At 47.2% G+C, this 25,212-nt stretch carries 24 protein-coding genes and 1 pseudogene; 17 read left to right on the top strand and 8 right to left on the bottom strand.

Going from position 1 to position 25,212, the window contains the following annotated elements; genetic code table 11:
• Positions 1-86: 86 nt before the first annotated feature.
• Positions 87-227 (top strand): annotated as a pseudogene (locus ACO6V1_RS06535) (IS256 family transposase); the annotation flags it as partial.
• Positions 228-720: 493 nt separating this feature from the next.
• On the opposite strand, the gene ACO6V1_RS06530 reads toward ACO6V1_RS06535, so the two are convergent.
• Together ACO6V1_RS06530 and ACO6V1_RS06525 are read right to left on the bottom strand one after the other, a co-directional pair.
• Complete coding sequence (locus tag ACO6V1_RS06530) at positions 721-2,004, bottom strand: transposase (RefSeq protein WP_422444398.1); 1,284 nt, start codon at positions 2,002-2,004, stop codon at positions 721-723.
• A 5-nt stretch (positions 2,005-2,009) separates the two neighbouring features.
• Positions 2,010-3,686 (bottom strand): DUF4158 domain-containing protein, encoded by a 1,677-nt coding sequence (locus tag ACO6V1_RS06525; protein ID WP_422444396.1) that lies wholly within the window; start codon positions 3,684-3,686, stop codon positions 2,010-2,012.
• A gap of 146 nt (positions 3,687-3,832) precedes the next feature.
• Between ACO6V1_RS06525 and ACO6V1_RS06520 the strand changes: the two genes are divergently transcribed.
• Positions 3,833-4,381 (top strand): recombinase family protein, encoded by a 549-nt coding sequence (locus tag ACO6V1_RS06520; RefSeq protein ID WP_422466248.1) that lies wholly within the window; start codon positions 3,833-3,835, stop codon positions 4,379-4,381.
• Between the two features lie 248 nt (positions 4,382-4,629).
• Here ACO6V1_RS06520 and ACO6V1_RS06515 read toward each other — a convergent pair whose 3' ends face one another.
• The 3 genes from ACO6V1_RS06515 to ACO6V1_RS06505 all read right to left on the bottom strand — a co-directional run bounded on the left by ACO6V1_RS06515 (position 4,630) and on the right by ACO6V1_RS06505 (position 6,303).
• Complete coding sequence (locus ACO6V1_RS06515) at positions 4,630-5,220, bottom strand: YhgN family NAAT transporter (protein ID WP_101745362.1); 591 nt, start codon at positions 5,218-5,220, stop codon at positions 4,630-4,632.
• Between the two features lie 94 nt (positions 5,221-5,314).
• Positions 5,315-5,545, bottom strand: coding sequence for a hypothetical protein (locus ACO6V1_RS06510; RefSeq protein ID WP_422444392.1), 231 nt, complete (start codon positions 5,543-5,545; stop codon positions 5,315-5,317).
• Positions 5,546-5,736: 191 nt separating this feature from the next.
• Positions 5,737-6,303: a gamma carbonic anhydrase family protein gene (locus ACO6V1_RS06505; RefSeq protein WP_422444390.1), complete on the bottom strand. Its 567-nt coding sequence runs from the start codon at positions 6,301-6,303 to the stop codon at positions 5,737-5,739.
• 310 nt (positions 6,304-6,613) lie between these two features.
• Here ACO6V1_RS06505 and prlC point away from each other — a divergent pair, with 310 nt between their 5' ends.
• The 3 genes from prlC (at position 6,614) to ACO6V1_RS06490 (ending at position 9,828) form a co-directional block, all read left to right on the top strand.
• Positions 6,614-8,662, top strand: a complete 2,049-nt coding sequence (prlC, locus tag ACO6V1_RS06500) for an oligopeptidase A (RefSeq protein ID WP_422466246.1) — start codon at positions 6,614-6,616, stop codon at positions 8,660-8,662.
• Positions 8,663-8,803: 141 nt separating this feature from the next.
• Positions 8,804-9,058: a YheV family putative zinc ribbon protein gene (locus ACO6V1_RS06495; protein ID WP_422444386.1), complete on the top strand. Its 255-nt coding sequence runs from the start codon at positions 8,804-8,806 to the stop codon at positions 9,056-9,058.
• 239 nt (positions 9,059-9,297) lie between these two features.
• The gene (locus ACO6V1_RS06490; protein ID WP_422466244.1) at positions 9,298-9,828 is read left to right on the top strand and encodes a hypothetical protein; all 531 of its coding nucleotides are present in this window, start codon (positions 9,298-9,300) and stop codon (positions 9,826-9,828) included.
• Positions 9,829-10,031: 203 nt separating this feature from the next.
• On the opposite strand, the gene ACO6V1_RS06485 is transcribed toward ACO6V1_RS06490, so the two are convergent.
• Complete coding sequence (locus ACO6V1_RS06485) at positions 10,032-10,682, bottom strand: hypothetical protein (RefSeq protein WP_422466242.1); 651 nt, start codon at positions 10,680-10,682, stop codon at positions 10,032-10,034.
• 416 nt (positions 10,683-11,098) lie between these two features.
• Here ACO6V1_RS06485 and ACO6V1_RS06480 point away from each other — a divergent pair, with 416 nt between their 5' ends.
• From ACO6V1_RS06480 to ACO6V1_RS06450, 7 genes are all read left to right on the top strand, one after another.
• A complete protein-coding gene (locus tag ACO6V1_RS06480; RefSeq protein WP_422466240.1) occupies positions 11,099-12,004 on the top strand; it encodes a hypothetical protein in 906 nt (301 codons plus the stop codon).
• Between the two features lie 58 nt (positions 12,005-12,062).
• Positions 12,063-12,959 (top strand): hypothetical protein, encoded by an 897-nt coding sequence (locus ACO6V1_RS06475; protein ID WP_422466238.1) that lies wholly within the window; start codon positions 12,063-12,065, stop codon positions 12,957-12,959.
• A 247-nt stretch (positions 12,960-13,206) separates the two neighbouring features.
• The gene (locus tag ACO6V1_RS06470) at positions 13,207-14,136 is read left to right on the top strand and encodes a hypothetical protein (RefSeq protein ID WP_422466236.1); all 930 of its coding nucleotides are present in this window, start codon (positions 13,207-13,209) and stop codon (positions 14,134-14,136) included.
• Positions 14,137-14,910: 774 nt separating this feature from the next.
• A complete protein-coding gene (coxB, locus tag ACO6V1_RS06465; protein WP_422466234.1) occupies positions 14,911-16,098 on the top strand; it encodes a cytochrome c oxidase subunit II in 1,188 nt (395 codons plus the stop codon).
• A gap of 11 nt (positions 16,099-16,109) precedes the next feature.
• A complete protein-coding gene (ctaD, locus tag ACO6V1_RS06460) occupies positions 16,110-17,702 on the top strand; it encodes a cytochrome c oxidase subunit I (RefSeq protein WP_422444374.1) in 1,593 nt (530 codons plus the stop codon).
• A gap of 15 nt (positions 17,703-17,717) precedes the next feature.
• Positions 17,718-18,281 (top strand): cytochrome c oxidase assembly protein, encoded by a 564-nt coding sequence (locus ACO6V1_RS06455; RefSeq protein WP_101745352.1) that lies wholly within the window; start codon positions 17,718-17,720, stop codon positions 18,279-18,281.
• 86 nt (positions 18,282-18,367) lie between these two features.
• On the top strand, positions 18,368-19,258 hold the full coding sequence (locus ACO6V1_RS06450) for a cytochrome c oxidase subunit 3 (RefSeq protein ID WP_422466232.1): 891 nt from the start codon (positions 18,368-18,370) through the stop codon (positions 19,256-19,258).
• Positions 19,259-19,261: 3 nt separating this feature from the next.
• Here ACO6V1_RS06450 and ACO6V1_RS06445 read toward each other — a convergent pair whose 3' ends face one another.
• A complete protein-coding gene (locus tag ACO6V1_RS06445) occupies positions 19,262-19,477 on the bottom strand; it encodes a DUF2909 domain-containing protein (protein ID WP_101745351.1) in 216 nt (71 codons plus the stop codon).
• Between the two features lie 116 nt (positions 19,478-19,593).
• Between ACO6V1_RS06445 and ACO6V1_RS06440 the strand changes: the two genes are divergently transcribed.
• From ACO6V1_RS06440 to ACO6V1_RS06420, 5 genes are all read left to right on the top strand, one after another.
• Positions 19,594-20,280 (top strand): SURF1 family protein, encoded by a 687-nt coding sequence (locus ACO6V1_RS06440; protein WP_422466230.1) that lies wholly within the window; start codon positions 19,594-19,596, stop codon positions 20,278-20,280.
• Between the two features lie 183 nt (positions 20,281-20,463).
• Positions 20,464-21,048, top strand: coding sequence for a hypothetical protein (locus ACO6V1_RS06435; protein ID WP_422444366.1), 585 nt, complete (start codon positions 20,464-20,466; stop codon positions 21,046-21,048).
• Between the two features lie 100 nt (positions 21,049-21,148).
• Positions 21,149-22,222 carry a COX15/CtaA family protein gene (locus ACO6V1_RS06430; protein ID WP_422466228.1) on the top strand — a complete coding sequence of 358 codons (1,074 nt, stop codon included), beginning with the start codon at positions 21,149-21,151 and terminating at the stop codon, positions 22,220-22,222.
• Between the two features lie 2 nt (positions 22,223-22,224).
• Complete coding sequence (gene cyoE, locus ACO6V1_RS06425; protein ID WP_209275838.1) at positions 22,225-23,127, top strand: heme o synthase; 903 nt, start codon at positions 22,225-22,227, stop codon at positions 23,125-23,127.
• A gap of 9 nt (positions 23,128-23,136) precedes the next feature.
• Positions 23,137-23,793: an SCO family protein gene (locus ACO6V1_RS06420; protein ID WP_422444361.1), complete on the top strand. Its 657-nt coding sequence runs from the start codon at positions 23,137-23,139 to the stop codon at positions 23,791-23,793.
• Positions 23,794-23,913: 120 nt separating this feature from the next.
• Here the strand turns inward: ACO6V1_RS06420 and ACO6V1_RS06415 are convergent, their stop codons facing one another.
• The gene (locus ACO6V1_RS06415) at positions 23,914-25,158 is read right to left on the bottom strand and encodes a hypothetical protein (protein WP_422466226.1); all 1,245 of its coding nucleotides are present in this window, start codon (positions 25,156-25,158) and stop codon (positions 23,914-23,916) included.
• Positions 25,159-25,212: the final 54 nt, after the last annotated feature.

Genomic DNA, 25,212 nt, shown 5'->3' with positions numbered 1-25,212 from the left:
ATGCCGGGCGTACCAAGGGGTCGAGACTGTGAATAAAACTGTGTCTCTGCCTATCTTATAATCAGTTTTGATTGAGGATAGGCACCATGAACAAGCAACAGCTTGAAGCCTTCGCCCGTGAAGCCGCAAAATCCATTAAGACAGAAAGTGATTTAAGCGACTTCACCCAAATGCTTTCCAAAGTCGCCATCGAAACAGCGCTGAACGCCGAGCTGGATGAGCACTTGGTGTCCGGCCTGCAAAAGCAATGAATATAAAGCAAAAACCGTATACTTATGCTGAAATCTGCCTGCATGTCACGGTTATGAAGACTTCCGGAAGTACATAACAAATTACACAGAGGATTTGAAAGGTGTACTTTTGGTTGATCAACCGAAGCCTATGTTAATCAAGGTACTCATCGAGAACCGTCGCAAAACTAACGGCTTCCATGCAGTCAAAGTACACAAAACATGGTGCTTTATATTTAGCAATTTTGCAGGCCGAGGCCCTATGCAAGAGGTCAGTAATGCCTCTACGTAGCCTCTACAGCCCTTGATAACAATGAGGTTTTGCTTAATGTCTACCCTAAGTGCTGGCTTTAGGGAAGCGGCAAAGCAGAAACTTGCCACTTCAATGATTATTGGTCAGCTTGACAGGTCTTTCTTCTCTTTTCACCAGCAAGCTATCTATCTATGCGTTCTGCCAAGGCGAGAATGTTATCAATACCATTTTCAGTGTCTAAGCCGCAAGATCCTGATCGTCAGGCTCATAGTTTGCCAGAGGGTCAACACTCTCCAGCATACTGTAGAGGTTCAACAAACCATCACGGTTGCCAAAGACATAGTTTCCTGCAAGCTGTATGTGGCTCCAGGCAACAGGTGAGAATCTTGCAATCATATCGACGACTCTTTGGTTGCCGTCTTTCTGGAATTTTTCAATCAGAGCCGACAGTAGAGCCGAGTTGTAGTAAATGATGCTGTTGGCGATCAGCCTGGCACAGTCATTCCATTGGTCGATCTGGTAATCATTACCTCCCCGGAACAGGTTGCCATTAACAGAAGCGATGGCTTTTCGGAGCTGGTGATAAGCCTCACCCCGGTTTAGTGCCTGCTGCACGAACTGCCTCAGAGTTTTGTTATCGACGTAATCAAGCAGGTAAAGGCATTTGATCAGCCGGTCATATTCATGCAGGGCTGACAGGATTCTGCTGTTTCGTTTATTGTTGGAAAGCTTTCTGATCACAGTGCCCTGCTGAGTAGACTTGCGGCTCAGCGAGCAGACAATATGCTGAATCTGATCCCACTCCTGCTCAATCAGCCTGCGGTTTATAGGCTTTTTCAGCCTGATTTTCACATCACCTTTCTCAACAACTACCTCAAACTGATCATTGAAAGCTCGCTTGAACCGCGCATAACGGGGAGAAAACTGATAGCCAAACATATCCAGTATGGCGAAATTGACATTGTTGATGCCGTGGGTGTCTGTTGCCAGAGACTTGGGCTGGATGTCACTGCTGTTGTTGTAGAGCAGGTCAAAAGCAAAGTGACCTTCGTACTCATTTGGGGAAATGACAGCGGTATTAACCGGCACATGGTTAGAGACCAGCGTCATTGCAGACACGCCTTTCCCTTTCCGGAAATATTTGGCGGAATAGCGGGCCTTGAAGGTATTGATACGGCAAGCATATTTTTGCCCGTCAATGCTACCGAAAGGAGCTGACTCGTTGATGGTATAGTGCTTGAATATCGGCAGTCTGGCGATTCCGTTGGAGATCAAGTCATTCGCTGCACTGATCGTTTCAGGTCGGACAAACGCATCATTAACACCACGCAAAACTCCGACACTGCGGTCTGAAATCGCCGCGATCCGTTGAAGCCCGTAATTGGTGCCATTACCAAAAATGCAGGCAATCAGATCATCCTCCTCAGCCTTGGTATTACGTTTCCTTGTAGAGATTCCTTCAAATGCATCCAGAAAGCCGGTTTTTCGGTTAACGTAATTCATGATTTCGATAATCCCCATATGCTTTATCTGGCTGTAAATGGGGTTATCAATGTCATCACGCTGGCGATGGTTTCGCCTACCTGAGTCATGCGTTCATTGAGTAGCCCCTCAAGTTCATCCAGAGTTTGAGTAACCGGTGTCAATAGGCGTTGCAGGCCGGTCTTGGCAATGATGAATTCTTTGTGTTTTTCCCAATCCCTGACAGGAATCAGGTCATCCTCCAGCCGTTTATTTTTCTCGCTTTCAGTAATATATGCCTTGCCACTGTCCAGATGTTTGCTGATTCGGTAATACAGGTAAAACTCAAAGCGTTTTGCATGAAGCGTTCCATCATCGATCAGGTATGGTCGCTCGCTTTTCTTGATGAAACTCTGATTAAAAGTGGTGAGCTTGCGCTTCTCAGCCAGCTCCGTTCTGGAGTGTTCGAGCTGTTCAGATAGAGTGATCTGGTTGCTATCACACTCCACATCAATAGCGAGGAACAATTTACGCAGAGTGTTGGCCACCTTCCTGGACTGCTTATCAATATATTCCCAACGGTATCCGGCCAGGTCGAAGTCACTTTTGTTCAGGTGTTTACTTATCGCTCCCAGTTCTTCTTTGGAGACCAGAGAAAAAGCCTGCTTGCGGACTTCACCGAAAGTCAGGCTGTCACTGACGTTTTCATCCACAAAATAATGCAGAATATTCCCGGCAAACTTCAGTTTTTCGCGGACGGCCTCCAGTTCCTCTCCGACTTTCTGCTGGGCATAGGCTTTAGACGCGTCTCGGTATTTCCGAACCAGATAACAGAATGAAGTGACCAGCTTGTCATTAGTTTCCCGGTAGCGGAAATACAGATAACAGGCCAGATATAAGAGTCCCTGCCAGTGAGGATACCGACGAACCTTATAAACAGAAGTGTGCCGGACGATGGAGGCATAGTAAGCCATATTGCCTTGCGACAAACCCAAAGAGGAAATCAGTGACTTTAATTCAGGATAGATTTCCTTGATGGTCTTATGGGTTTCCAGCTCCCGGTCAAGTTCAGAGGGTGAGAAGTCACGGGCTGATCCTTTGTATACTGACAGGCTGTTCAGTGCGCCTTTGTTCGTGAGTATCTTGTTCAGCTTGTGTTGTGTGGTTTCTGACATCTGCTCTGAGAGGACAGCCTCGATGCGCTGCTGCTCCCCCACAAGAGCCTCTGTCACCAGATTTTGTAAACTGGTGTAACCTGGCAGTGCTATCCGCTGCTGACCAAGAAAGGCGAGTCCTTCATCAAAAATATATCTCGGATCGGTACAGATGGTGGCAACATCCTTCATCCGTGTTATCAGGTGTGTCTGGTGAGCTTTCGACAAACGAGCAAAACCCAATGTTTCAAGCATCTTGCCAACCAGTTTAGAGCGGGTACTCTTGGGCAGCTGATCCAGAGCAATGTTTTCATTAGGGAAATAGGTTTTTCGAATATACTCTGCATCTCTGGCCACATCGTCCAGGGTGAATTTTGGAATTACTGGCTTGGCTCGAAAGTAGCCAACCAAAAGGATGAAATAGATTCTGGTTTCCAGTTTTTCCAAACCATCAATGATTTTCTGCATATGAGGATCAAGGGAAAAATAGTCCTCCCGATCAGCCTGATTAAATACTGGCCGTTCGTAGAGTTCCCTGACTTCATTTGGGCTTAGAATGTGAATCCGCTTCTCGTTCTTCTGAGACATATGTCGCTTATACTTTTTCAGGTATCAAAATTTAGAAAATCTGATACTGTACAGAAGCGTGAGAAAAAAGGTATCAAAAATCTTGTTTTTCTAGTTCTGAGACCTGATAGTATCAATTTCGATATTTGATACTGAGATCGATCAAAATGGCACTTCTGGGCTACGCAAGAGTTTCAACGATTCAACAAAAACTGGATATTCAGATTTCAGCCCTGAAAAAAGCCGGAGTTCGTGAAGACCGGATATTCACCGACAAAATGACCGGCAAAACAGACGACAGAAATGGACTGCAACGACTGCTGACCAGAGCCGAAAGAGATGACACCATCATTTGTACCAAGATGGATCGTTTAGGCCGTAACACGGCAGACATGATCAAGATCGTTGATAGCTGCTACAAAAAAGGAATTTCCATTCGTTTCCTGGACAACAGCCTCAGCACTGAAGGGGCGATGGGAAAAATGATTATCCAGATATTGGCGGCTGTTGCTGAAGCAGAGCGAGAGCGCATTCTTGAACGTACCAACGAAGGTCGTTTAGCTGCCAAAGAGTCTGGCGTTAAGTTTGGCAGGAAGCCCCACAAAAGCACCGATCAAGCCAAAGCCATGATTAGTGAAGGAGTACCCATGAAAGACGTAATGGAGAGGTCTGGTGTATCCAGGGCAACTTATTTCAGGTTAAAAAAAGTGGTCTAGTTTTTGTACAGTGAACTTTTCGAGGGAATGGGCACAAACCCCCCTGATGGCCAGACCTGACCAGGCGTTTGTAGATTCCAAGTCGTGAAGGGTGACCCAACTCTTTCAGAGCCTTGGCGCAGGTATCTAGATCCATGGTAGAAAACTTAGGCGGCAAATAGTTCGATGATAGTGGAAATATGGTGGGCTTGTACAGGGACTGCTTCCGGTTTGTTGATTGTTTTCAGGAAGCAGTCAGTAAGTATTTACTATGCCGAATAGTGAGCAATACCATCCATAAACATCTGCACCGAGAGCATCACCAGGATCATCCCCATCAGCCGCTCAATGGCAAATATGCCCCGACTACCCAGTAATTTCATAATTTTACCCGACATCATCAGAATGGCAGCGCTCAATGCCCAGGAGATAAAAACGGCCATGGCCAGTGGCCACTGATTTCCCGGATGCTGGCTGGAGACCAGCATCAGCGTTGCCAGAATGGATGGGCCGGCAATCAGGGGAATCGCCAGGGGAACAATAAATGGTTCACCGTCTGGGGTACTGCCCATGATGCCACCACCCCGGCTGGATGGGAAAATCATGCGAATGGCGATAATAAACAGGATAATTGCACCGGCAATACTCACCGATTCCTGCTTCAAATGCAGTGATAGCAGCAGGTATTTTCCGGCAAAAAGGAAGATCAGAAGAATAACCAGGGCAATCAGCAGCTCTCTGATAAGCACCTTGCTACGCCTCTGTTCAGGAACTCCTTTCAGAACTGAGATAAAGACAGGCATATTGCCCAAAGGATCCATGATCAGGAAAAGCAGTATAACGGTTGAGTAAATGTCCATGTTTGAAAAAGCCAGCTGTGTTTATCAGGGAGCGCTTATAACATATTCACCAGAGGCATAGAAAGGCCTCCGGTGGGATATTCAGTGCATTAAATCAGCCTAAGACTCTTTGGCGGGCAAGGATAGACAGCAAGCGGGAATCGTTGCTCCTGCCGTCACCATTGCCGTCAAGATCAATGGTATCTTCCAACTGGAGCCTGGTGTGGTACTCCAGGGCTGCTTCCCTGGATTTTTCTATATCAGCTCTGTCTTTGGCCGCATCGGCTAACTCGGCTTGTCTATAGATAGGGTTGTTTTCCTGGTTCACATTGTAAAGTTGACTCATATTAAATTCCTTGTCTCAGTGCTTGAAAACAGTCATAGCTTGTATTGATAAATTCAGATTAGTTATGACCAGTCTGTGAGTCATTACTACTTAAGTCACAAGGATGATTAAAAAATGCAGGGGGAGTAATTAACGTTATGATTTTTAAGTGGTACTAAGGACTTGATCAAGGGCTGGATGCAGCCCTTCTACTATTTATCAAGAGCCTGACTATCAAGAGCCTGATTTTCAAGATAGTTATCTTTCAGTTTGACATAGTTTCCAGCGGTGTATTGGAAGAAACTACGCTCTGTTTCCGATAGTTCCCGTGTTTTTTTGGCCGGGTTTCCCTTGTAGACAAAACCACTCTCAAGATGCTTGCCCGGGGGAACCAGACAACCGGCTGCGACAATCACCTCTTCTTCCACCACGGCACCATCCAGAATAATGGCACCAATACCAATCAGACACCGGTTATGGATAGTACAACCATGCAAAACCGCTTTATGCCCTACCGTTACATCATCACCAATGGTCAACGGATGGCCAGCGGGGTTGTAATCACTTGCATGGGTAATGTGCAGAACTGAACCATCCTGTATGCTGGTTCTGTCGCCAATACGGATGGAATGCATATCGCCACGAATAACCGCCGTTGGCCATACCGAGCTATCGTTCCCGATCGTGACATCGCCAAGCACAACCGCACTGTCGTCGATATAGACCCTTTCGCCAAGAACTGGCATTTTATGATTGAAGCTTCGGATGGCTTGACTCATTGAGCGGGGCTCCTGTGGTGTTTCTGCCTCAGTGGATGCAAATAATGGCTAGGAGGCTGTCCGAGAATAGACTGCCCTACTGCGGTGGCAGCAAATTGGTCTAAAAAGTCGGAATTTTTTAGTAAATAGAACCACTATTGACTAAAAAATTCCGACTTTTTATCCTCAATTTTCTGCCATCCTCGCTACGGGCGCTATTCTCGGACAGCCTCCTGGTGCATTGACCGGATTCTGCTTGAATTCACCGGATGACGCACCCATCTATTACCAATAATTACCATGAAATTTAAAAAGTATAGAGAGCTGTCTTATGATTAACCCGCTACTGGAATCCAGTGAACTTCCCCCATTTTCCAAAATTCTGCCGGAACATGTAAAACCCGCCATTGAATCCATTATTGCTGATAATGAAAAGGCGCTTGCCGCGTTACTGGCTTCCGGTGCCGCTCTTGGAGGTGCCGCTTTCGGATGGCACTCTTTGCAGGAGCCCCTGGATCAGCTGGATGACCGGTTGGGGCAAGCATGGTCACCGGTTGGTCATATGAACGCGGTCGTCAACAGTGAAGCACTGCGGGAAGCGTACAATGGCTGTTTGCCGCTGCTATCTGAATACTCTACCCGTATTGGCCAGAACCGTCAGTTGTTTGAGGCTTACCAGTCTCTGGCAGATTCTGAAGCGTTTAAGCAGCTGGACAGCGCTCAGCAGAAAGTGATTAACGATAACCTCAGGGATTTCCGTTTAGCCGGTGTTGCCCTGGAAGATGAGCAGAAAGCCCGTTACGGCGAGATCAAAAAACAGCTGTCGGAACTGACCAGCAAATTCTCTGACAATGTTCTGGACGCCACCATGGCCTGGAGCAAGCTGATTACCGATGAATCGGAGCTGGCCGGATTACCCGAGTCTGCCCTGGCCGGGGCAAGGCAGCTGGCCGAGTCAAAAGAGAAGGCGGGCTGGTTGTTGAATCTGGATTTTCCAAGCTACTTTCCGGTGATGACCTATTGCGATAACCGGGAGCTCAGGAAAGAGGTTTACACCGCCTTCTCTACCCGCGCGTCTGACCAGGGGCCAAATGCCGGGGAGTTTGATAACACGGACAACATGAGGCAGATCCTGCAGCTTCGCCATGAACTGGCCCGGTTACTGGGTTTTGAGAACTACGCTGAATACTCCCTGGCCACCAAGATGGCGGAGTCCCCGGATAAAGTCATTGAATTTCTGCAAGACCTGGCCGCCAAAAGCAAGCCTCAGGCGGAGCAGGAGCTGGCGGAACTGAAAGCGTTTGCCAAAGCAGAGTACGGCGTTGAAGATCTTGCAGCCTGGGATGTTGGCTATTATGGCGAGAAACTCCGGCAGCAGCGGTACGCCATTTCCCAGGAAGAACTGCGCCCATGGTTCCCGGCGGAAAAAGCCATTGCCGGAATGTTTGACGTGGTCAATCGACTCTATGGCGTTGAGTTTGCCACCGTGGATAACGTGGATACCTGGCATAAAGATGTGCGCTTTTTCAACATCACCAGAGAAGGAGAGGTGATCGGTCGCTTTTACCTGGACCTTTATGCCAGGGAACATAAGCGTGGTGGTGCCTGGATGGATGTCTGCCGTTCCCGCTGGCAACAGGATGGCAAGTTACAACTGCCGGTGGCCTACCTGACCTGTAACTTCACACCGCCGGTGGGCGATAAACCGGCGCTGTTAACCCACGACGAAGTGGTAACCCTGTTCCATGAGTTTGGTCACGGTCTGCACCACATGCTGACCAAAGTGGATTATGCGGCGATTTCTGGCATCAGTGGCGTTGCCTGGGATGCTGTCGAACTTCCCAGTCAGTTTATGGAGAACTGGTGCTGGGAGAAGGAAGGGCTGGCCATTATCTCCGGTCATTTTGAAACCGGCGAGCCGCTGCCGGAAGCGATGCTGAATAAATTGCTGGCGGCAAAAAACTTCCAGTCTGCCATGATGATGGTCCGGCAGTTGGAGTTTTCACTTTTTGACTTCAAACTGCACAAGGAATATCGCGATAACATTGATGTTCAGTCCGTGCTGGATCAGGTGCGCCAGCAAGTGGCAGTGGTGATGCCGCCATCTTTCAACCGTTTTCAGAACAGTTTCAGCCATATCTTTGCCGGTGGTTATGCTGCGGGCTATTACAGCTATAAATGGGCTGAGGTGTTATCCGCTGACGCGTTTTCACGCTTTGAGGAAGAAGGGATTTTTAACCGGGAAACCGGTGAGTCCTTCCTCCATGAGGTGCTTGAAAAAGGCGGTTCTGCTGAACCTATGGAGCTGTTTGTCAACTTCCGCGGCCGAGCGCCAGAGATTGATGCGTTGCTGCGACACAGCGGTATTCAAACGGCTTAATGGCTTGGGCTTTGCAGTTTTTTGCCCCAACCATGATAAGTTTTGCCGTTAAATGACGGCTATTTGAAATAAATACGCAGCAGAGCGCTTGAGGTGCTTTCTGTTGCGTATAACTGTCACATCAGTCAGGGATTAAGAGCCATGAAAACCAAGCGCTTTATTGCAGGAGCGGTATGCCCTTCCTGCGGCACAATGGATTCAGTTCGAATGTTCCGCAGTGAGACTGAGCGGGATTACCGGGAATGCGTGGAATGCGGCTTCAGCGATGAGATGGAAGTCAATCCGAGGCTGGAGGGGAATTTGCCAGAGGCCCGTATTGCCCGGGAAGAGAGTATTCTGGATGATCATACCGACATTATTCGATTTGTTGATGATCCACCTGTAAAAAAGCCGTGAGGGTGCATTGATGATGGTCTACCTTACTGCGTGAAATAATTGGATTTTGACAACCAACCAGAGCTGCCCGGCAACAACCGGGGGCAAGTTCAGTTTGTATGTTACCACCAGCACCGGTATCCGTGACTCCTGAAGAAGCGCTGTGTTTACAGGCCTCCCGGCAGTGTTTCAATCTTGAGAAGCAATGTTGCACGTTTAGAGGACTTCAGGTCACAAGGTTAGATGTGTTCAGAAGCTTGATGCTGGTATTAGAAGATGCCTCAGTGGGTGCGACTGTAGGAGGAGCTATAGGCTGTGTTACTGGTGGTATTGCCGGGGCTATAGCAGGTGGTATGGCAGGAGCTGTAGTAGGCGGTATGGCTGGTGGTGCAACAAGTGCAGTGGTTGTTCATCCGGGTAATGGAAATACTGCATTAATGCGTGCCATTAACGGTGTTCTGGGAGGTGGCATCGGAGGTGGCGTGGGTTTTTTCCTGGAAAATGACCTGGGAACAGAGCTAGCTGCAAAAGGTGCGATAGATGGTGCCATAGTCGGAGGTCTGGTTGGTTCAACCTTAGGCTTAACTACAGGCATCATAATTGTAAAAAACAATTTTTTTATCAGGAATAGAGTCGTAGAGAGATCAGACCCTGTAGTTCGGCTATCCAGCACTGAAGAGCTTGATCAAATACAGGCGCCTTACGGAGTTAAAACCCCCATTCACGGTGAATCAGTCCGATCGACAATGATTGTTATGGAGAACGAGGAAATCACTGGAAAAAAGGTATAACGAAAAATACAGATCACATCGCAGAAGTGGTTGCTCAGTTTGTTGATGAACAGTTTCACCATCCCCTATTCTTACCGCTTGTTAGTACTGCGATTACGGATCACCTCTATTATCTTTTATCAAATGTTGTCAGGGTACCGGAACCGTAGACTGGTTATCATTAAGACACTGAAATAAAATTAAAGTTCATCAGGCTGGCTGGTTCAGGCCGAGGCTGTAAATTTAAGCTCAATACCCAGGTTGTTGGAAAGGCAGTTCCAGCGTGACCAGATCCTGATCCACTCCTCAGCACTGCGATCATGGATAAACTCCCGGAATTTCTCTTCATGATAAATCGCTTGCGAGCGCATCATCTGATCCACCGTTTTATCCACAATCACATCCAGGGCATTGGCAAACTTTTCCCCCAATATTGAATGAACAATCAGGTTCGCCCAGGTCATATTCATGGGGATGAGCGTTGATCCGGTTTTTACAAGATATTGGTCGTTTACTTCTTCAATAAGCCGATGGGCAAAATAGGCTTTATCAAGCAATAAATCGAGCCCGGAAACGGGTTGATCCCGGGTTATGGCCGCCATAAAGTTTTCTTCAGCAATATCCAGAAATGGTGAGATAAACCGATGAATACCCACTTGCCGGGAGGCTTCATTAAGCGCTTCCAGAAAATCCGGCACATGGTCAATATAATCCATCGTAAAGATCAGCAATGTCTCACAGGCATTATCATCAGGCAGCTCAATTGTGCGATGTAATTGTTCAATCCGATCACTGATAAGCGTTTGCAGATGTCTGCTTTGCGATTCCAACTCTTTGACCTGAAGGATTAACTGTCGGATTGCCTGTACATCCATATTGACCCCCTGTGTTCATCCATTCGTGCCAGCAGGAATGACTGGCAATGGCTGTCTGGTAGATGTTTAAAAAACCATAGTACCAACTATAAAACAAGAGACGGTAAATATTCATTTTTCATATATTTCAATATTTTTATAAATAAAAAATAATATAAAAAACACTGCAAAATAAGGGTTTTTCTAAATTTTGGAATCTGTTGTGCAGTCAAAAAAATGGCACACAATATATGCTATGCCAGCTTTTTCCAGAGGCATCTCAGGGGTGCCTGGAATGATAGAAATTTTTTTCAACAGACCGGAACTATCTGTTGTTCAATTGGATCCAATGACCGCGAAATGAAAAGCGATGGAAGTCGTCAATTTTGTCTGACTGAAATCTATGGCCTCAAATTAACTAAAGGGTCTGTAGAGCTATGCCTCCGTTAGCAAATTCTGATGCTCAGCCAATACCTTTACCACCGTCTGAACCAGAAGTCAGCGAAGCTGCTATCGCAACTGCATTCAATAGCAACGTTCAGATAACACCCTCCTGTTCACGCCAGCTACCTGATTCCGGGGAGCGTCCAGAGCTCTCGCTGGATGAACAACAAATTACTGCTGTTGAGCCTGGTGGCGTAAAAACAGAGCTTGGCATATCACCGACGAAGTTTCAGGAAAATGATATATTGCTGATTTACCCGAAAGCTTTTTATAACAACCCAAGCTTGAGTTTTCACGTAAATCCCGGAAAACTGAAAGATGCTCTTAGACGGCATATCCATGACATATTGGATTATCGTTGGGTATGTGATCAGATCGAAGATGAACCCACCCGGGAAGGAGAACAGTCATTAGCGGATTCAATAATAACAAGGTTGCCTGCAGCGTTATATGAGTTCCTGAACAAAGACTGGTCTGGTAGAGACTGGTTTGTCCCCGAGGAGTATCAAGCTCTGGCGAAGTTCCACTTTGCATTTATTTTTTTCGATGAAGACGATCTTTTGAATTACGAGGTATGTGAAGAACAAGGTTGGGAATACCCAAGTTACGGGTACGAAAAGTGCAGTGAATTTAAAAAATTTTTGATAAAGGAGTGCTTGCCTCTGCGCAAAGGCTGGAGCGAAGACGAAGTGCAGTATATTGAGGAGTGGCTGAAATACGAATTGGGAAGTTTTCAGAAGTATCCTGACCGAGATCGCGAGAAGCGCTACTATTGCCATTATGGCCAATTAAAAGCTGGTTTTGTGTCAATCTGTGACAATAGTCACTGTATGCATGAAAAACGGGCTGCATATAATCGCATTAAAGAGCTTGAGAGCCAGGTGGAAAAATTGTCATAAGAATGCCACTGGTTTGCCGAAAATGATGTCTTTGAGCAAATAAAGGAAATAAATACTTATGTATTCATCAGTAAATTCCCCTGTTCAGCCACCTCTACCTCTGTCCAAATCAGACAGCCCTCAAGCTATTGCATCTGCTGAGTCGAATGGTAAAGTTCAGGAGATTCCTGCCTCTTTACGCCATCTTCCTGATTCCACTGAGAGCCCAGGGCACCCACTGGATAAACGTCAAATAACTACTCAAACGTCTTGTGTCGTTAAAGCAGGGCCTGAACAATCACCGACAAAGTTTCAGGAAAATGATCTATTACTCGTTTATCCTTGTAATTCTGTGAGAAGAGTCACAACACCCACTCTTGATTTGAAGATCAATCCAGAAGAACTTAAAAACAGGCTTGATTATCACATAACTGGATTTTTGAGAGAACGTTGGATAAGTGGACATAGAAAAGGTCCTGCTACTCAGGAGGAAAAAAAATCACTGGCTGATTCAATATTAGCAAGGTTGCCTGCAGAACTAACTGAGTTCCTGAACAAAGACTGGTCCGATAAAGAGTGGTTTGCTCCCGATGAGTATCAAGCCCTGGCGAGGTTCCACAGCGCAATTATTTTGCTTGAAGATGAAGATTTGGACTACCGGAGTGAAAAAGAGGAAGATGAATTTAACGAATTTTTTAGAAAGGAGTGTTTACCCTTGCGTGCTGGCTGGAGCGAAGACGAAGAAGACGAAATAGAACTAGAACTCATTCAGTATTGGTTGAATGAGGAACTGCAGCGGTGTCAGGATTATCCTGAAGCTGAACGGATGAACGAATACATTAAAACGTGCCATTATGGTATATTCAAAGCCGACTGTGTGACGGTTTGTGATGAATGCATTTACCGTATTACTGAAAACTGGAAACCATACGGACACATTAAAATGCTGATGAGTCAGGGTAAGGGATCGCCGTAACACAGTAAATATCTCAGGTGGTTTATCGATTGAATTTTCATAAGACTCCTTGTCTTATCAAGTAAGGAATTGTCCGAGGGCAAAAAGGCCATCGGTCCTTGCCTCTGGCAATGGTCGGCGATTGCTGGAACTGATGATTAAAGATGGCAAGTCTCTGCTTACTGTTGGATCGACAGAAATAAATTAATTCACCCGTTCGGATAAATCGATAGAATCCGATTATCAAATTAAAGGATATGAATTAGCTATGCATCCGTTAGCAAGTTCCACTATTCAGACCCCTGTACTTATGCCCGAATCAGACAATTGTCCACTTATTGCCACTGGAGGATCCAATGGGTCAGTTTATGAGGCTCCTGCCTGTGCACGCTATATTCCCAATCAACAGGTCTGCGCAGGGAGTCCAGAGCAGTCGGTGGATGAACATCTGATCACTGCTCTAACGTCTTGTACCGTAAAAATAAAGCCAGAACAACCTAAGGTAAAGTTTCAGGAAAATGATTTATTACTTGTTTATCCCTGTAATTCTCACCTCGGACGCGCTCCCGGTCTCGATTTGGAGATCAACCCGGAAAAACTTAAAAACAGTCTTGAATTTAACATATCTGAATTTTTGAGGAAACGATGGATAGACGGAAAGAGAGAAGATAGCCCTACTGAGGATGAAACAAAGTCACTGGCTGATTCAATATTAGCAAAGTTGCCTGCAGAGCTGACTGAGTTCCTGAACAAAGACTGGTCTGGTAAAGAGTTGTTCGCTCCCGAAGAGTATCAGGCACTGGCCCGGTTCCACAGTGCAATGATCCTGGCTAAACATGAGCGTATTAATTATTTGTGGGCATTCGTGAATGACGAAGAGTGTGAAGACGTTAACGACTTTATTGTTAAAAATAATATTCCCCTGAGCATTCTCTGGAGCAAAGACGATGAAGAATTTCACGAATTTTTTAACAAGGAGTGCATGCCCCTGCGTAATGACTGGAGCCTGGATGAAATAAAGATTATAAGGTATTGGCTGAAAAGGGAGCTGAGTAAACCCGTTAAAACGTGCCACTATGGCATATTAAAAGCCGGTTGTGTAACGGTCTGTGACAACTGTCAATACAGTGTTATTGAAAACCGGGAAATGTATGAGCGCTTCAAAATGTTTATGAGACAGAAGCAGAAATTGTCGTAACACAGCCATTTTGCAGGTGGCTTAACGTTTGATTCCATAAGATCCCAAAGAGGCAATGGCGAACCCTGTTTATAAAGGGTGATAGAGCCTGGTTAGACTTACTGCTTCTCTGATTTTTGCAGAGGGGATTGTCTTTAGTTACAACAGAATGTCTTGGTTATAAATTTTCGTACCATAGAACCTGAATAAAATATTGTTTAATTACAGCCCTTTACAGGCGTGATATAGGAAATATCAGGAATCTATTAAACGACATTTACAGTATTTTAAAATTGGCGATTTCATTTTCTTTCAGCATGTTGTTTAATGGTTTTTTAGAACTATACTCTATAACGATTATTGTCAGACTTAGAGTGTTCTGCTTTGAATGATTTGCCATAGTATTTTTATGGCATGAGGTGTTGGATTTGCAGTTATGTGTTTGCTAAGCAGTTTGTTTTGGTCTCAATACTGATTGCATATCTGCTCTTGAATAGATGTAGTGGGGTTTTTCAGATCAGATAATTATAAATAATCTCGCTTCCTCTCAATAAACCATCTGTGGTTTACCTGCGTAAATGACACAAACGGGCTTTATCATGGGGTGGAGACGATGAACGTTGGTAACAACACAAGACCATTGGAAAGGTCAGTATCGTGACACAGGCAACCGGACGAAAAACTGCTCCGTTGGCAGTCGCACCTCTGAGAAGTAAAGCAGCGCAACAAATCTGCACAATAATAATAAGAAGTTTCCGCTGCGATCAGCGGATAGTCAGGGGATGTAAGGGAATAATGATGCAGCAGGCGAAATCTCTCTTTCTTCTTCTTGCGGGGCTGGCTGTAACGGGTAGTAGCCGTGCTGCATGGGAAGTCAATATGACCGAAGGTGTGACGGCGGTCAGCCGGAATATCTACGGACTCCATATGACCATATTGATGATCTGTGTCGTGATCGGCCTGATTGTCTTTGGTGTCATGTTTTATTCCATTTTCAAGCACCGTAAATCCAAGGGCGCAGTAGCTCACCAGTTCCATGAAAGCACACTGGTTGAGATCGTATGGACATCCATTCCTTTTCTGATCCTGGTGCTGATGGCCATTCCGGCGACCAAAACGCTGGTGGAAATCTACAATACTGACGAGGCCGATATTGATATCAAAATTACCGGCTATCAATGGAAGTGGCAGTATGAATACGTCGGAGAAGATGTCTCTTTTTTCAGTAACCTCAGTACACCCCGGGAACAGATCCGGAATGTTCGGGACAAGAACCCCAACTATCTTCTGGAAGTGGATGAGCCGCTGGTGATTCCTGTGGATAAAAAGGTTCGCTTTCTGGTGACCGCTGCTGACGTGATTCACTCCTGGTGGGTGCCTGCCCTGGCAGTCAAGCGTGACGCCATTCCTGGCTTTATCAACGAAGCATGGACCAATATTGAAGTGCCAGGTACTTACCGTGGGCAGTGTGCCGAACTGTGTGGTAAGGATCATGGCTATATGCCCATTGTGGTTGAGGCCAAGTCACAGGAAGACTATGACGCCTGGCTGCAGGCGAAAAAAACCGCAGCGGGCAAAGAGCGTGAGCTGACCGACAAAACATGGACCATGGCGGAATTGATGGACAGAGGTGAGCAGGCCTACACCAAGGCTTGCGCTGTATGCCACCAGCCCAATGGTGCCGGCATGCCGCCGATCTTCCCGGCGCTGAAAGGCAGCCCGATGGCCACTGAAGCGGATCAGATCGGGGCGCATGTCGATATTGTTATGAACGGTAAGAAGGGCTCAGCAATGCAGGCCTTTGCCGGCCAGCTGAGTGAGGTGGACCTTGCTGCCGTGATCACCTATGAGCGGAATGCCTGGGGCAATGACACCGGTGAACTGGTGACCCCTAAAGAGATCGTGGAGTACAAGAAAACTGGCGAATATGTAGAAGATCCGGCCAAGCAGACCATGCCAGATAACCAGCAGGCGAGCCTGTAAGGAGAGTAGATATGACTTCGGTAACAGATACTGCTTCTTCCCTGGATCAGGAGCATCATCACGGGCCTGCCAAAGGATTGATGCGTTGGGTTCTGACCACCAACCACAAAGACATTGGCTCCATGTACCTGTGGTTCAGCTTCATTATGTTTCTGACCGGTGGGGCCATGGCCATGATCATCCGGGCTGAACTGTTCCAGCCCGGACTGCAGATTGTCGAACCGGCTTTTTTCAACCAGATGACCACCATGCACGGTTTGATCATGGTATTCGGTGCCGTTATGCCGGCATTTGTCGGGTTGGCTAACTGGATGATTCCCATGATGATCGGGGCTCCGGATATGGCCATGCCGCGGATGAACAACTGGAGCTTCTGGATTCTGCCCTTTGCTGCCGTGATGCTGGTGAGCACCTTGTTTATGGAAGGTGGTGGCCCCAACTTCGGCTGGACCTTTTATGCGCCACTATCAACAGACTATTCACCGCCTTCAACAACATTTTTCATCTTTGCCATCCACATGCTCGGGATCTCTTCCATCATGGGGGCGATTAATATCATCGCGACCATCCTGAACCTCAGGGCTCCGGGGATGACCATGATGAAAATGCCCATGTTTGTCTGGACCTGGCTGATCACGGCTTATCTGCTGATTGCGGTAATGCCGGTGCTGGCGGGTGCAGTGACCATGATGTTGATGGATATTCATTTCGGTACCAGTTTCTTCAATGCCGGTGGTGGTGGTGATCCGGTACTGTTCCAGCATATTTTCTGGTTTTTCGGGCATCCGGAAGTGTACATCATGATTCTCCCCTCCTTCGGGATTGTCTCTGCCATTATTCCAGCATTTGCCCGTAAGCCCCTGTTTGGCTATACCTCCATGGTGTACGCAACCGCCAGTATCGCCTTTCTGTCGTTTATTGTCTGGGCGCATCACATGTTCACAGTGGGCATCCCGCTGATTGGCGAGCTGTTTTTTATGTACGCCACCATGCTGATTGCGGTACCCACCGGGGTGAAGATATTCAACTGGGTGACCACCATGTTCCGTGGTTCCATGACCTTTGAAACCCCGATGCTCTTCTCCACCGCCTTTGTGGTGCTCTTTACCATTGGTGGTTTCTCAGGACTGATGCTGTCAATTGCCCCTGCTGACTTCCAATATCACGACACCTATTTCGTGGTGGCTCATTTCCACTATGTACTGGTGCCGGGGGCAATTTTTGCCATCTATGCTGCCTGCTACTACTGGCTGCCAAAATGGACTGGCTATATGTATGACGAGACGCTGGCCAAAGTGCACTTCTGGATGTCCTTTATCGGGATGAACCTGACGTTCTTCCCAATGCACTTTGTCGGGCTGGCGGGCATGCCACGCAGGATACCGGACTACGCACTGCAGTTTGCCAACTTCAATGAAATGGCCAGTATTGGTGGTTTTATGTTTGGAACCACGCAGCTCCTGTTCCTGTTTATCGTGATTAAATGCATCAGGGGGGGAGCAAAAGCCGAGGCCAAGCCCTGGGAAGGTTCTGAAGGGTTAGAGTGGAGTGTGCCATCACCAGCCCCCTATCACACCTTCACCACACCACCGGATGTAAAGTAAACGACAGGAGTCTGTATGAGTGAACAGGATAGAGAGCAGCCTGAAGCCATCGAGCATTCAACTCGCCGTACTGTCATTCGCTCCATACTCGTAGCTTGTGGCATGTTCGGTTTTGGTTTTGCCATGGTGCCACTGTACAACGTGTTCTGTCAGGTGACTGGCCTGAACGGCAAGACGGATCCTGACCCATACATGTACAAGGCGGCAGAAGCCAAAGTGGATACCAGCCGCGATATCAAGGTGCAGTTTGTGGCCACGAAGAATGCGGGCATGAGCTGGGACTTTTACCCCAGCACTCCCCAGGTCACGGTGCATCCCGGCGAACCGGGCCTGCTAAACTTTGTTGCGAAAAACCCCACGGGTAAAACAATAGTGGGCCAGGCCATTCCCAGTGTGACGCCGTTTGAAGCCACCAACTTTCTGCATAAGGTCGAGTGTTTTTGTTTTACCACACAGACGTTGCAGCCATGGGAAGAAAAGGTGATGCCACTGCGGATTATCGTCGATCAGGACCTGCCGAAGCATATAAAAAAGCTAACCTTGTCTTATACGCTGTTTGATGTAACCCATTTGAACTGAGTGTTTTGAGCTTTATTTTCTAAAGAAGATTGTTCGGGAGAAAAGGCGTACTCCCTGTCAGATCAGGAGAGGTGAAAGAAAGTACTATGGCTACCGAAGGTACCTACTACGTTCCGGCCCAGAGTAAATGGCCAATCATTGCGTCTATTGGACTTTTTCTGACCCTTCTCGGGGCCGGCATGATGATGAATGACATGAGCGCCGGTGTTAAGGACTCTAGTGCACACTATGTGTTTTACGCCGGTGGCCTGATTATGGCCTGGATGCTGTTTGGCTGGTTCGGCAATGTCATCCAGGAGTCCCGGGCCGGGCTTTACAGTCCACAGATGGACCGGACATTCCGCTGGGGAATGTTCTGGTTTATTTTTTCCGAAGTAATGTTTTTTGCCGCACTGTTTGGCACCCTGTTCTATGTTCGGGTTCTGGCCGTCCCCTGGCTTGCCGGTGAGGGTGAAGGGGCGATGACCCACGAGATGCTCTGGCCAGATTTTACTGCGAGCTGGCCACTGATGGTAAATCCGGACAATGATCTTTTTGTTGGCGCTGCTGATGTTGTGGATCCCTTTCACCTGCCGCTGTTGAACACGCTTCTGTTGGTTGCTTCCAGTATCACACTGACACTGGCCCACCACGCACTGCGCGCTAATTACCGCTACAAGATAAAACTGTGGTTGATCCTGACGCTGGTGCTCGGCACCGCATTCCTGTTTTTCCAGGTTGAAGAGTACATCGAGGCCTATAACGAACTGGGGTTGACCCTCAGTGCTGGTATTTATGGCTCAACCTTCTTCTTGTTGACCGGTTTTCACGGTGCACATGTAACACTGGGAGCCATTATGCTGGCGGTGATGCTTGTCCGGGTTTTTCAGGGACATTTTGAGGCAGATAACCATTTTGCCTTTGAAGCCGCCAGCTGGTACTGGCACTTTGTAGATGTGGTATGGGTTGGACTGTTTATTTTCGTTTATCTGATTTAACGGTTATCGATACAACCAGGGTGCCTGGCTGTGGATATCTCCATGAAGCCAGGCGGCGACAATAATCACCATAATCAAAACAGTGAGACCGATACGAACTTTCAGGGAGTTCAGCAGTTTGGGCGAACTCTTCTTCTCAGTCAGCAAAAAATAAAAGCCGGTACCCAGACTGATAACCACGGCAATAAAAAGAACAATAACGACGAATTTTATCCACATATTCCTGGCTCAAGAAAGTTATCCACAAGGCAAACTCCTGAGATGAACTCAGTATTTTCCGCACTTTCTGGGACACAATAGCATAGAAGACCGTTCACTTGATGTTTGGATTCAGATTGAAGTTGACCCTGTTAGTGATTGCCACCCTGCCGGTACTGGTGAGTCTGGGCTTCTGGCAGCTATCACGTTACGAGCAAAAGTTGATGCTGGAGCAGGCTTATGAGTCTCGCCATGCTCTTGAGCCGTTGTCACTTTCCCAGGCTCAACGTCACGAAGATCCGTTGTATCTCCCTTTTACGGTGAGCGGCCGGTTTGACCCGGATCGCTACTTCCTTTTGGATAATCAGGTTTTCCAGGGCGAGGCCGGGTATGAGCTGTTCATTCCGTTTCTGACCGATGACGGAGCATGGTTGCTGATTGACCGGGGTTGGATTGTCGCTGGTGATCGGGAACGACTGCCGGAGGTGATGACAGATCCGGAGCATCTGATACTGACCGGCTTTGCGTATAAGCCCTTGGGCAAACCCTTTATGCTGGCGGAAGACATCTGGGAAGAAGGCTGGCCGAAACGCATCCAGGCGTTTGACTCACTGAAAATATCGGAAGCCATAGAGAGCACGACGCCGGATTTTTACATGGTGCTCAGAGCGGGTCAGCCGGGTGCTGAACAGATGCGCCCAATGGTGATTAATCTGAAATCAGAGAAGCACCTGGGGTACGCCTTTCAATGGTTTGCCATGGCACTGGTCCTGCTCTTGCTGTATGGGTTCCAGATGATCCGCTCAGGTAAGAACCATAAGTAGTTAACCAAATGAAATCATATTTTCTGACTAAGTGGACAGTCACTCTGCGGCGTTACAACTACGGTCACATAGCTACGGCTATGCTCCCTACGTTGTGCCTTGCATAGTAACTGCCCACTTAGCCAGAAAATAAGATTCCATTCGGCCAACTACTTAAGAACAAGCATGACGTGTGAGGTGATCATGACCAAGACAACCACGAATAAGAATCGGCTGCAGCTTGCCCTTGTCATTTTGATCCCATCCATGGCCATGGGGTTGGCCTGGATTATGTACTTTACCGGGGCATGGATACCAGAAGGAAGAAGCAATAAAGGCGAGCTTTTACTACCACCCGCCCAGTTTGCCGCACTGCATCTTCAGGACGGTGAAAAGCGTGTAGATGCCGCAGAAACAGAGGGCCTCTGGCGAGTGGTGGTGTTTGGCAGTGCCCGTTGTGAAGAGTCTGATTGTGTCGCCAGCCTGTATAAAACCCGTCAGGTGCATATTGCCCTGGGAAAAGAGTCTGAACGGGTGACCCGGTTTTACATTGCTCCGGAAAAACCGGTGCCCTCCTCAGAACTTGAAACGGAACATCCGGGCATTTACTGGCTGAACGCGGACAAAAACCATGTGCAAACAGCGCTCGGCCTTAAGCACTGGCCAGAGAACCGTATTTTTATCATTGATCCGCTGGGTAATCTGATCATGGGATACCGGGTTGATCAGCCCGGTGGTGATGTGCTGAAAGATCTGCAAAAGCTGCTGAAAGCGTCCAATATCGGTTAATGGGTACTAAATGATTATTGAGTCATTGGTTTTTGTTTAATGTGGTATTTTTTGGTTAAAAAAAGGGTTGGTAATGGGTAGTCAACTCACTGGAGTGGCAATGAAGAAAAAAGGATTTTATCTGGCGCTGATCGCAACGCTGCTGGCAAGCATTGTGGTTGGTGTGGGTGCCTATACCAGGCTGGTGCATGCCGGGCTGGGCTGTCCTGACTGGCCCGGCTGTTATGGTTTTCTGACTGTGCCGGATACTCAGCAGGAGATTGCCCATGCCGAGTCACTCTTTCCGGAGGCCCCGGTTGAAGTTGATAAGGGGTGGGCAGAGATGATCCACCGTTATGTGGCCGGCTCGCTGATGCTCCTGGTGTTGATGATTGTTATTCAGGCATTCAGATACCGGCGTGAGCCGGGCCAGCCGTTCAAGCTGCCCATTCTGATCCTTGCACTGATTACCCTGCAGGCCGCTTTTGGTATGTGGACCGTCACACTAAAACTATGGCCTCAGGTTGTAACTGCTCATTTACTGGGTGGTTTTGCCACCTTCAGTCTGTTGTTTCTCTTAACGTTGAGGTTGTCTGGTGTGCATCGAGAAAAGGTGCCGGATAAGCCGTTCCTGTTTCTGAAGTGGCTGGCAGTATTCAGTCTGGTATTGGTGGTTGGTCAGGTCAGTCTGGGTGGTTGGACCAGCTCTAACTATGCAGCCCTTGCCTGTCCTGATCTGCCAATGTGTCAGGGGCAGTGGCTCCCGCCCATGAATTTTGCAGAGGGATTTGATGTCGGGCAGGACATTGGTCCGAATTATCTGGGTGGGCAGCTGCATGCTGAGGCCAGAACCGCCATACATTTTGCCCACAGAGTAGGAGCAATACTGATAGTAATATTGCTGACGTTGCAAATGCTTATTGCGCTCAGGGTGTCTTTCAGGGTTGGCGGTTCTGTAGGATCAACGGTTCGAAAACTGATGCTGCTGGTTATGGTTATGTTGACGGTCCAGGTGGCTCTTGGCCTGAGCAATATCATCTGGAGCCTGCCGCTGAGCATTGCCGTAGCCCATAACCTGGGAGGTGCCTTGTTGTTGTTATCACTGGTGGCCTATAACTACTTCTTATTCGGCGGTGCTCTTAAGAAAAGTGGTTTGAACAACAGTTTGCAGGATTTGCAGGAAAGAGAGGGCTGAGCATGAGTCAAAGTAATGTATTACCGGCAGGGAGTGCCCACTGGAAGGATTATCTTGAGCTGACCAAGCCTAAGGTGGTCGCGCTGATGATCTTAACGTCGGTTATTGGTATGTACCTGGCAACACCCGGTTGGGTACCGCTGGATATTCTGTTCTTTGGTAACCTGGGCATTGCTCTGTGTGCCGGTGCCGCAGCAGTGATCAATCATGTCGTTGACCGACAGATCGATACGGTGATGGCGAGAACCCATAATCGTCCGGTGGCCACTGGTCGGGTTGAACCGCTCCAGGCGGTCATTTTTGCCTTTATTATTGGTTCGCTGGGAATGGCCATGCTGTTTGTGCTGGTTAATCCTCTGACCGCCTGGTTAACATTCGCGTCCCTGATGGGCTATGCAGTGGTGTATACGCTGATTCTGAAACGGGCAACACCACAGAATATTGTTATTGGTGGTTTGGCCGGGGCGGCTCCTCCCCTGCTCGGCTGGACTGCCGTGGCCGGACAGTTTGAAGGCCATGGCCTTTTGCTGGTACTGATTATTTTTGCCTGGACGCCCCCTCACTTCTGGGCCCTGGCAATCCATCGCAAGGAGGAGTACGCCAAAGCGGATGTTCCCATGTTGCCAGTTACCCATGGTGAGGCTTACACCAAACTTCATATTCTGCTCTATACCATCATCATGTTTATGGTTACCCTGTTGCCATTCCTGACGGGTATGAGTGGGGTGATCTATCTGGTGGGTGCAACCATTCTGGGAGCACGCTTTTTATACTGGTCCATTGTTCTGCTCCGTGACAGCAGACCTCATGCCGCCATCAAGACCTTCAGGTTTTCAATTACCTATTTGATGCTGTTATTTGTGGTGTTACTGGTGGACCACTATTCATTTTATCTCTGGGTGTAAGGAGTCCCTGTGGACACAGAAAGGAGTAAAGGGGTGAAAAAGACGGTCACTATTTTACTGGCAGCCGTCGCTGTTGTGCTCGGGGTGACGGCGAATAAATTTATCAACAAGCCAGCGTTATCCAAAGAGCAGCTCCAACAAATGGGAGCGGTGGTGTTTGAAACACCCAGGGCTTTCACCATGGAAGGGCTGGTTGACCATAACGGCCAGCCATTTGTCGCAGAAAATCTTAAGGGGCGCTGGAGCCTGGTCTATTTCGGTTTTACCTTCTGCCCTGATATCTGCCCGGCCACGCTTAGTCAGTTAAATAAGCTGGACGCATTGCTCAAGGAGAAGTCACCGAGCCTGGCGAAAGAGATGCAGTACCTGATGGTGACGGTGGACCCACGAAGAGACACCCCTGACAAACTGAAAGGCTATGTGCCCTACTTTAATAAGGACTTCACCGGCATTACCGGAGAAATAGCGGGTGTTTATAACCTGGCGGTTCAGATGAATGTCCCGTTCACCCCGGTGGTTGATCCTGAGGATGAGTTTTATCTGGTGGATCACGGTGCCAATCTGGCCCTGGTTAATCCGCAAGGACACTATCACGGGTTTATACGGCCACCGTTGGAACCCGGTAAGCTCAGGACTGTGTTGTTAAGTATTGACAAGAGTCATTGAGTCTTGACTTTTTTACAATCTTTTTGATGTTAAAGCCAGCGGATGCTGGCTTTGCAAATTAATAGAGAGTTCCAACCAAAAGTTTTTACGTGGCAGCGGTCTGATCGAAAGTACGATGGGTCAAGAATCGGTCGGAATCATTTCAAGCTCGATAAATTTACTGATTTCATAAACCAGATCAATGGCTAAATTCGCCAATTGTGTGAAGTTTTCACCTTCCTCAGGCGTTCGTATTTTATGTTTGAAATTATTTTTTTTATTCATATTCATTAAAGGTGTCTTGAAGAAGGCGTGAATATCAAGAAAGGTTTCAATACCGTGTGGCTTTAACAATTCCTCATCAAGCTGGGCCAGGTCGAGAACAGGAATGGTGGTTCTTCTTTGATAATAATCAATCGCTTCCTGGAGATCTTCTTCTGGTGTGTGCGCTTCAATAAAACGCAGATGATAATGTTCCTTTAGCAAATTGATTAATGGTTGTTTGATTTTTTTGATGTAATTAATAATTGCTTTTTTTTGTTGATTGGTTTTACTGTTTGTTTCATCATCCAACGGTTTATAATCAGGAATTTTAGTGGTTAAAGCTTCCAACTGTTTCATGTAGACTACTAATGGGTGATTTGGCAGCCATCGGGCCAGTTCCTTTCTGTACGCAACAGCGTCATGATATTTTGTGATGATGACATCGATAGCAATGTCCGCTAATGTACGCTTGAGAGGAGCATTCAAAGTAGTTATTTTATCTGTTGTCGTACTGCCCTTTAAAATGGTTACCTCAGAATACCGAGTATAAAGTTGATTAGTAATCACTTTGGCAGCCATCGCAAGTGATCCATCCGTTGTTTCTGTAAGCACTTTTGTATTTCTGGCAAATCTTGGTATTTTTTTTTCATCATTGATCATTCCTAAATATACTGCCAATTCCCCTACTTTAGGTTTCACTTGAAATGGTTCTTCGATGACCAGAATTTTTCTGGTTAAAAGTTTCCCTGCCATTTCTTTAATAAACCATGAAGTTAACTCCTCATTTTCTTCTGGCGAAGGTGTTTTTGCAGGACGTTGTTCCACGGAAACACTGGGCTGCTGCGAAGCTGGTTCGGCTTTTTTCAGTGCTTTTTGAGAAGCTACCCCTGAAGTACTAATATCAAGATCTCTTTTTAGTAATATTTGGATATCCGCAGGCAGTATGCCAATTTTTCTAAAGCCGTGCTCAACGCAGACCAGATAATGTTTTCCTTCATCAATATCAACGGATTCAACTGGATCCTGTTCAGTTGAGACAAAATTTTTGGGTGAAATCTGTAACCGGGCAAACGATTGAGCATATTCGCTGTGTTCAGAAATATTTGGAAAATTTATTTTCATAACTTCTCTCGTTACTTCCTGCCTAAATTTTGGTCAGGGTGAAATTCTCATAAA

This window comes from Endozoicomonas sp. ALC013, assembly GCF_049310205.1.
In the GTDB taxonomy this organism is placed as follows: Bacteria; Pseudomonadota; Gammaproteobacteria; order Pseudomonadales; family Endozoicomonadaceae; genus Endozoicomonas.
The sequence above is the reverse complement of the archived record's forward strand: the minus strand, read 5'-3'. Positions and strand labels throughout refer to the sequence as shown.

Coding starts and splice junctions, on each gene's coding strand:
- ctaD (WP_422444374.1), top strand. CDS start 16,110: ATGACTTCGGTAACAGATACTGCTTCTTCCCTGGATCAGGAGCATCAT.
- ACO6V1_RS06445 (WP_101745351.1), bottom strand. CDS start 19,477: ATGTGGATAAAATTCGTCGTTATTGTTCTTTTTATTGCCGTGGTTATC.
- ACO6V1_RS06490 (WP_422466244.1), top strand. CDS start 9,298: ATGCTGGTATTAGAAGATGCCTCAGTGGGTGCGACTGTAGGAGGAGCT.
- ACO6V1_RS06475 (WP_422466238.1), top strand. CDS start 12,063: ATGTATTCATCAGTAAATTCCCCTGTTCAGCCACCTCTACCTCTGTCC.
- ACO6V1_RS06530 (WP_422444398.1), bottom strand. CDS start 2,004: ATGGGGATTATCGAAATCATGAATTACGTTAACCGAAAAACCGGCTTT.
- ACO6V1_RS06515 (WP_101745362.1), bottom strand. CDS start 5,220: ATGGACATTTACTCAACCGTTATACTGCTTTTCCTGATCATGGATCCT.
- ACO6V1_RS06470 (WP_422466236.1), top strand. CDS start 13,207: ATGCATCCGTTAGCAAGTTCCACTATTCAGACCCCTGTACTTATGCCC.
- ACO6V1_RS06525 (WP_422444396.1), bottom strand. CDS start 3,686: ATGTCTCAGAAGAACGAGAAGCGGATTCACATTCTAAGCCCAAATGAA.
- ACO6V1_RS06415 (WP_422466226.1), bottom strand. CDS start 25,158: ATGAAAATAAATTTTCCAAATATTTCTGAACACAGCGAATATGCTCAA.
- cyoE (WP_209275838.1), top strand. CDS start 22,225: ATGAGTCAAAGTAATGTATTACCGGCAGGGAGTGCCCACTGGAAGGAT.
- prlC (WP_422466246.1), top strand. CDS start 6,614: ATGATTAACCCGCTACTGGAATCCAGTGAACTTCCCCCATTTTCCAAA.
- ACO6V1_RS06505 (WP_422444390.1), bottom strand. CDS start 6,303: ATGAGTCAAGCCATCCGAAGCTTCAATCATAAAATGCCAGTTCTTGGC.
- ACO6V1_RS06480 (WP_422466240.1), top strand. CDS start 11,099: ATGCCTCCGTTAGCAAATTCTGATGCTCAGCCAATACCTTTACCACCG.
- ACO6V1_RS06520 (WP_422466248.1), top strand. CDS start 3,833: ATGGCACTTCTGGGCTACGCAAGAGTTTCAACGATTCAACAAAAACTG.
- coxB (WP_422466234.1), top strand. CDS start 14,911: ATGATGCAGCAGGCGAAATCTCTCTTTCTTCTTCTTGCGGGGCTGGCT.
- ACO6V1_RS06485 (WP_422466242.1), bottom strand. CDS start 10,682: ATGGATGTACAGGCAATCCGACAGTTAATCCTTCAGGTCAAAGAGTTG.
- ACO6V1_RS06450 (WP_422466232.1), top strand. CDS start 18,368: ATGGCTACCGAAGGTACCTACTACGTTCCGGCCCAGAGTAAATGGCCA.
- ACO6V1_RS06455 (WP_101745352.1), top strand. CDS start 17,718: ATGAGTGAACAGGATAGAGAGCAGCCTGAAGCCATCGAGCATTCAACT.
- ACO6V1_RS06435 (WP_422444366.1), top strand. CDS start 20,464: ATGACCAAGACAACCACGAATAAGAATCGGCTGCAGCTTGCCCTTGTC.
- ACO6V1_RS06510 (WP_422444392.1), bottom strand. CDS start 5,545: ATGAGTCAACTTTACAATGTGAACCAGGAAAACAACCCTATCTATAGA.
- ACO6V1_RS06430 (WP_422466228.1), top strand. CDS start 21,149: ATGAAGAAAAAAGGATTTTATCTGGCGCTGATCGCAACGCTGCTGGCA.
- ACO6V1_RS06495 (WP_422444386.1), top strand. CDS start 8,804: ATGAAAACCAAGCGCTTTATTGCAGGAGCGGTATGCCCTTCCTGCGGC.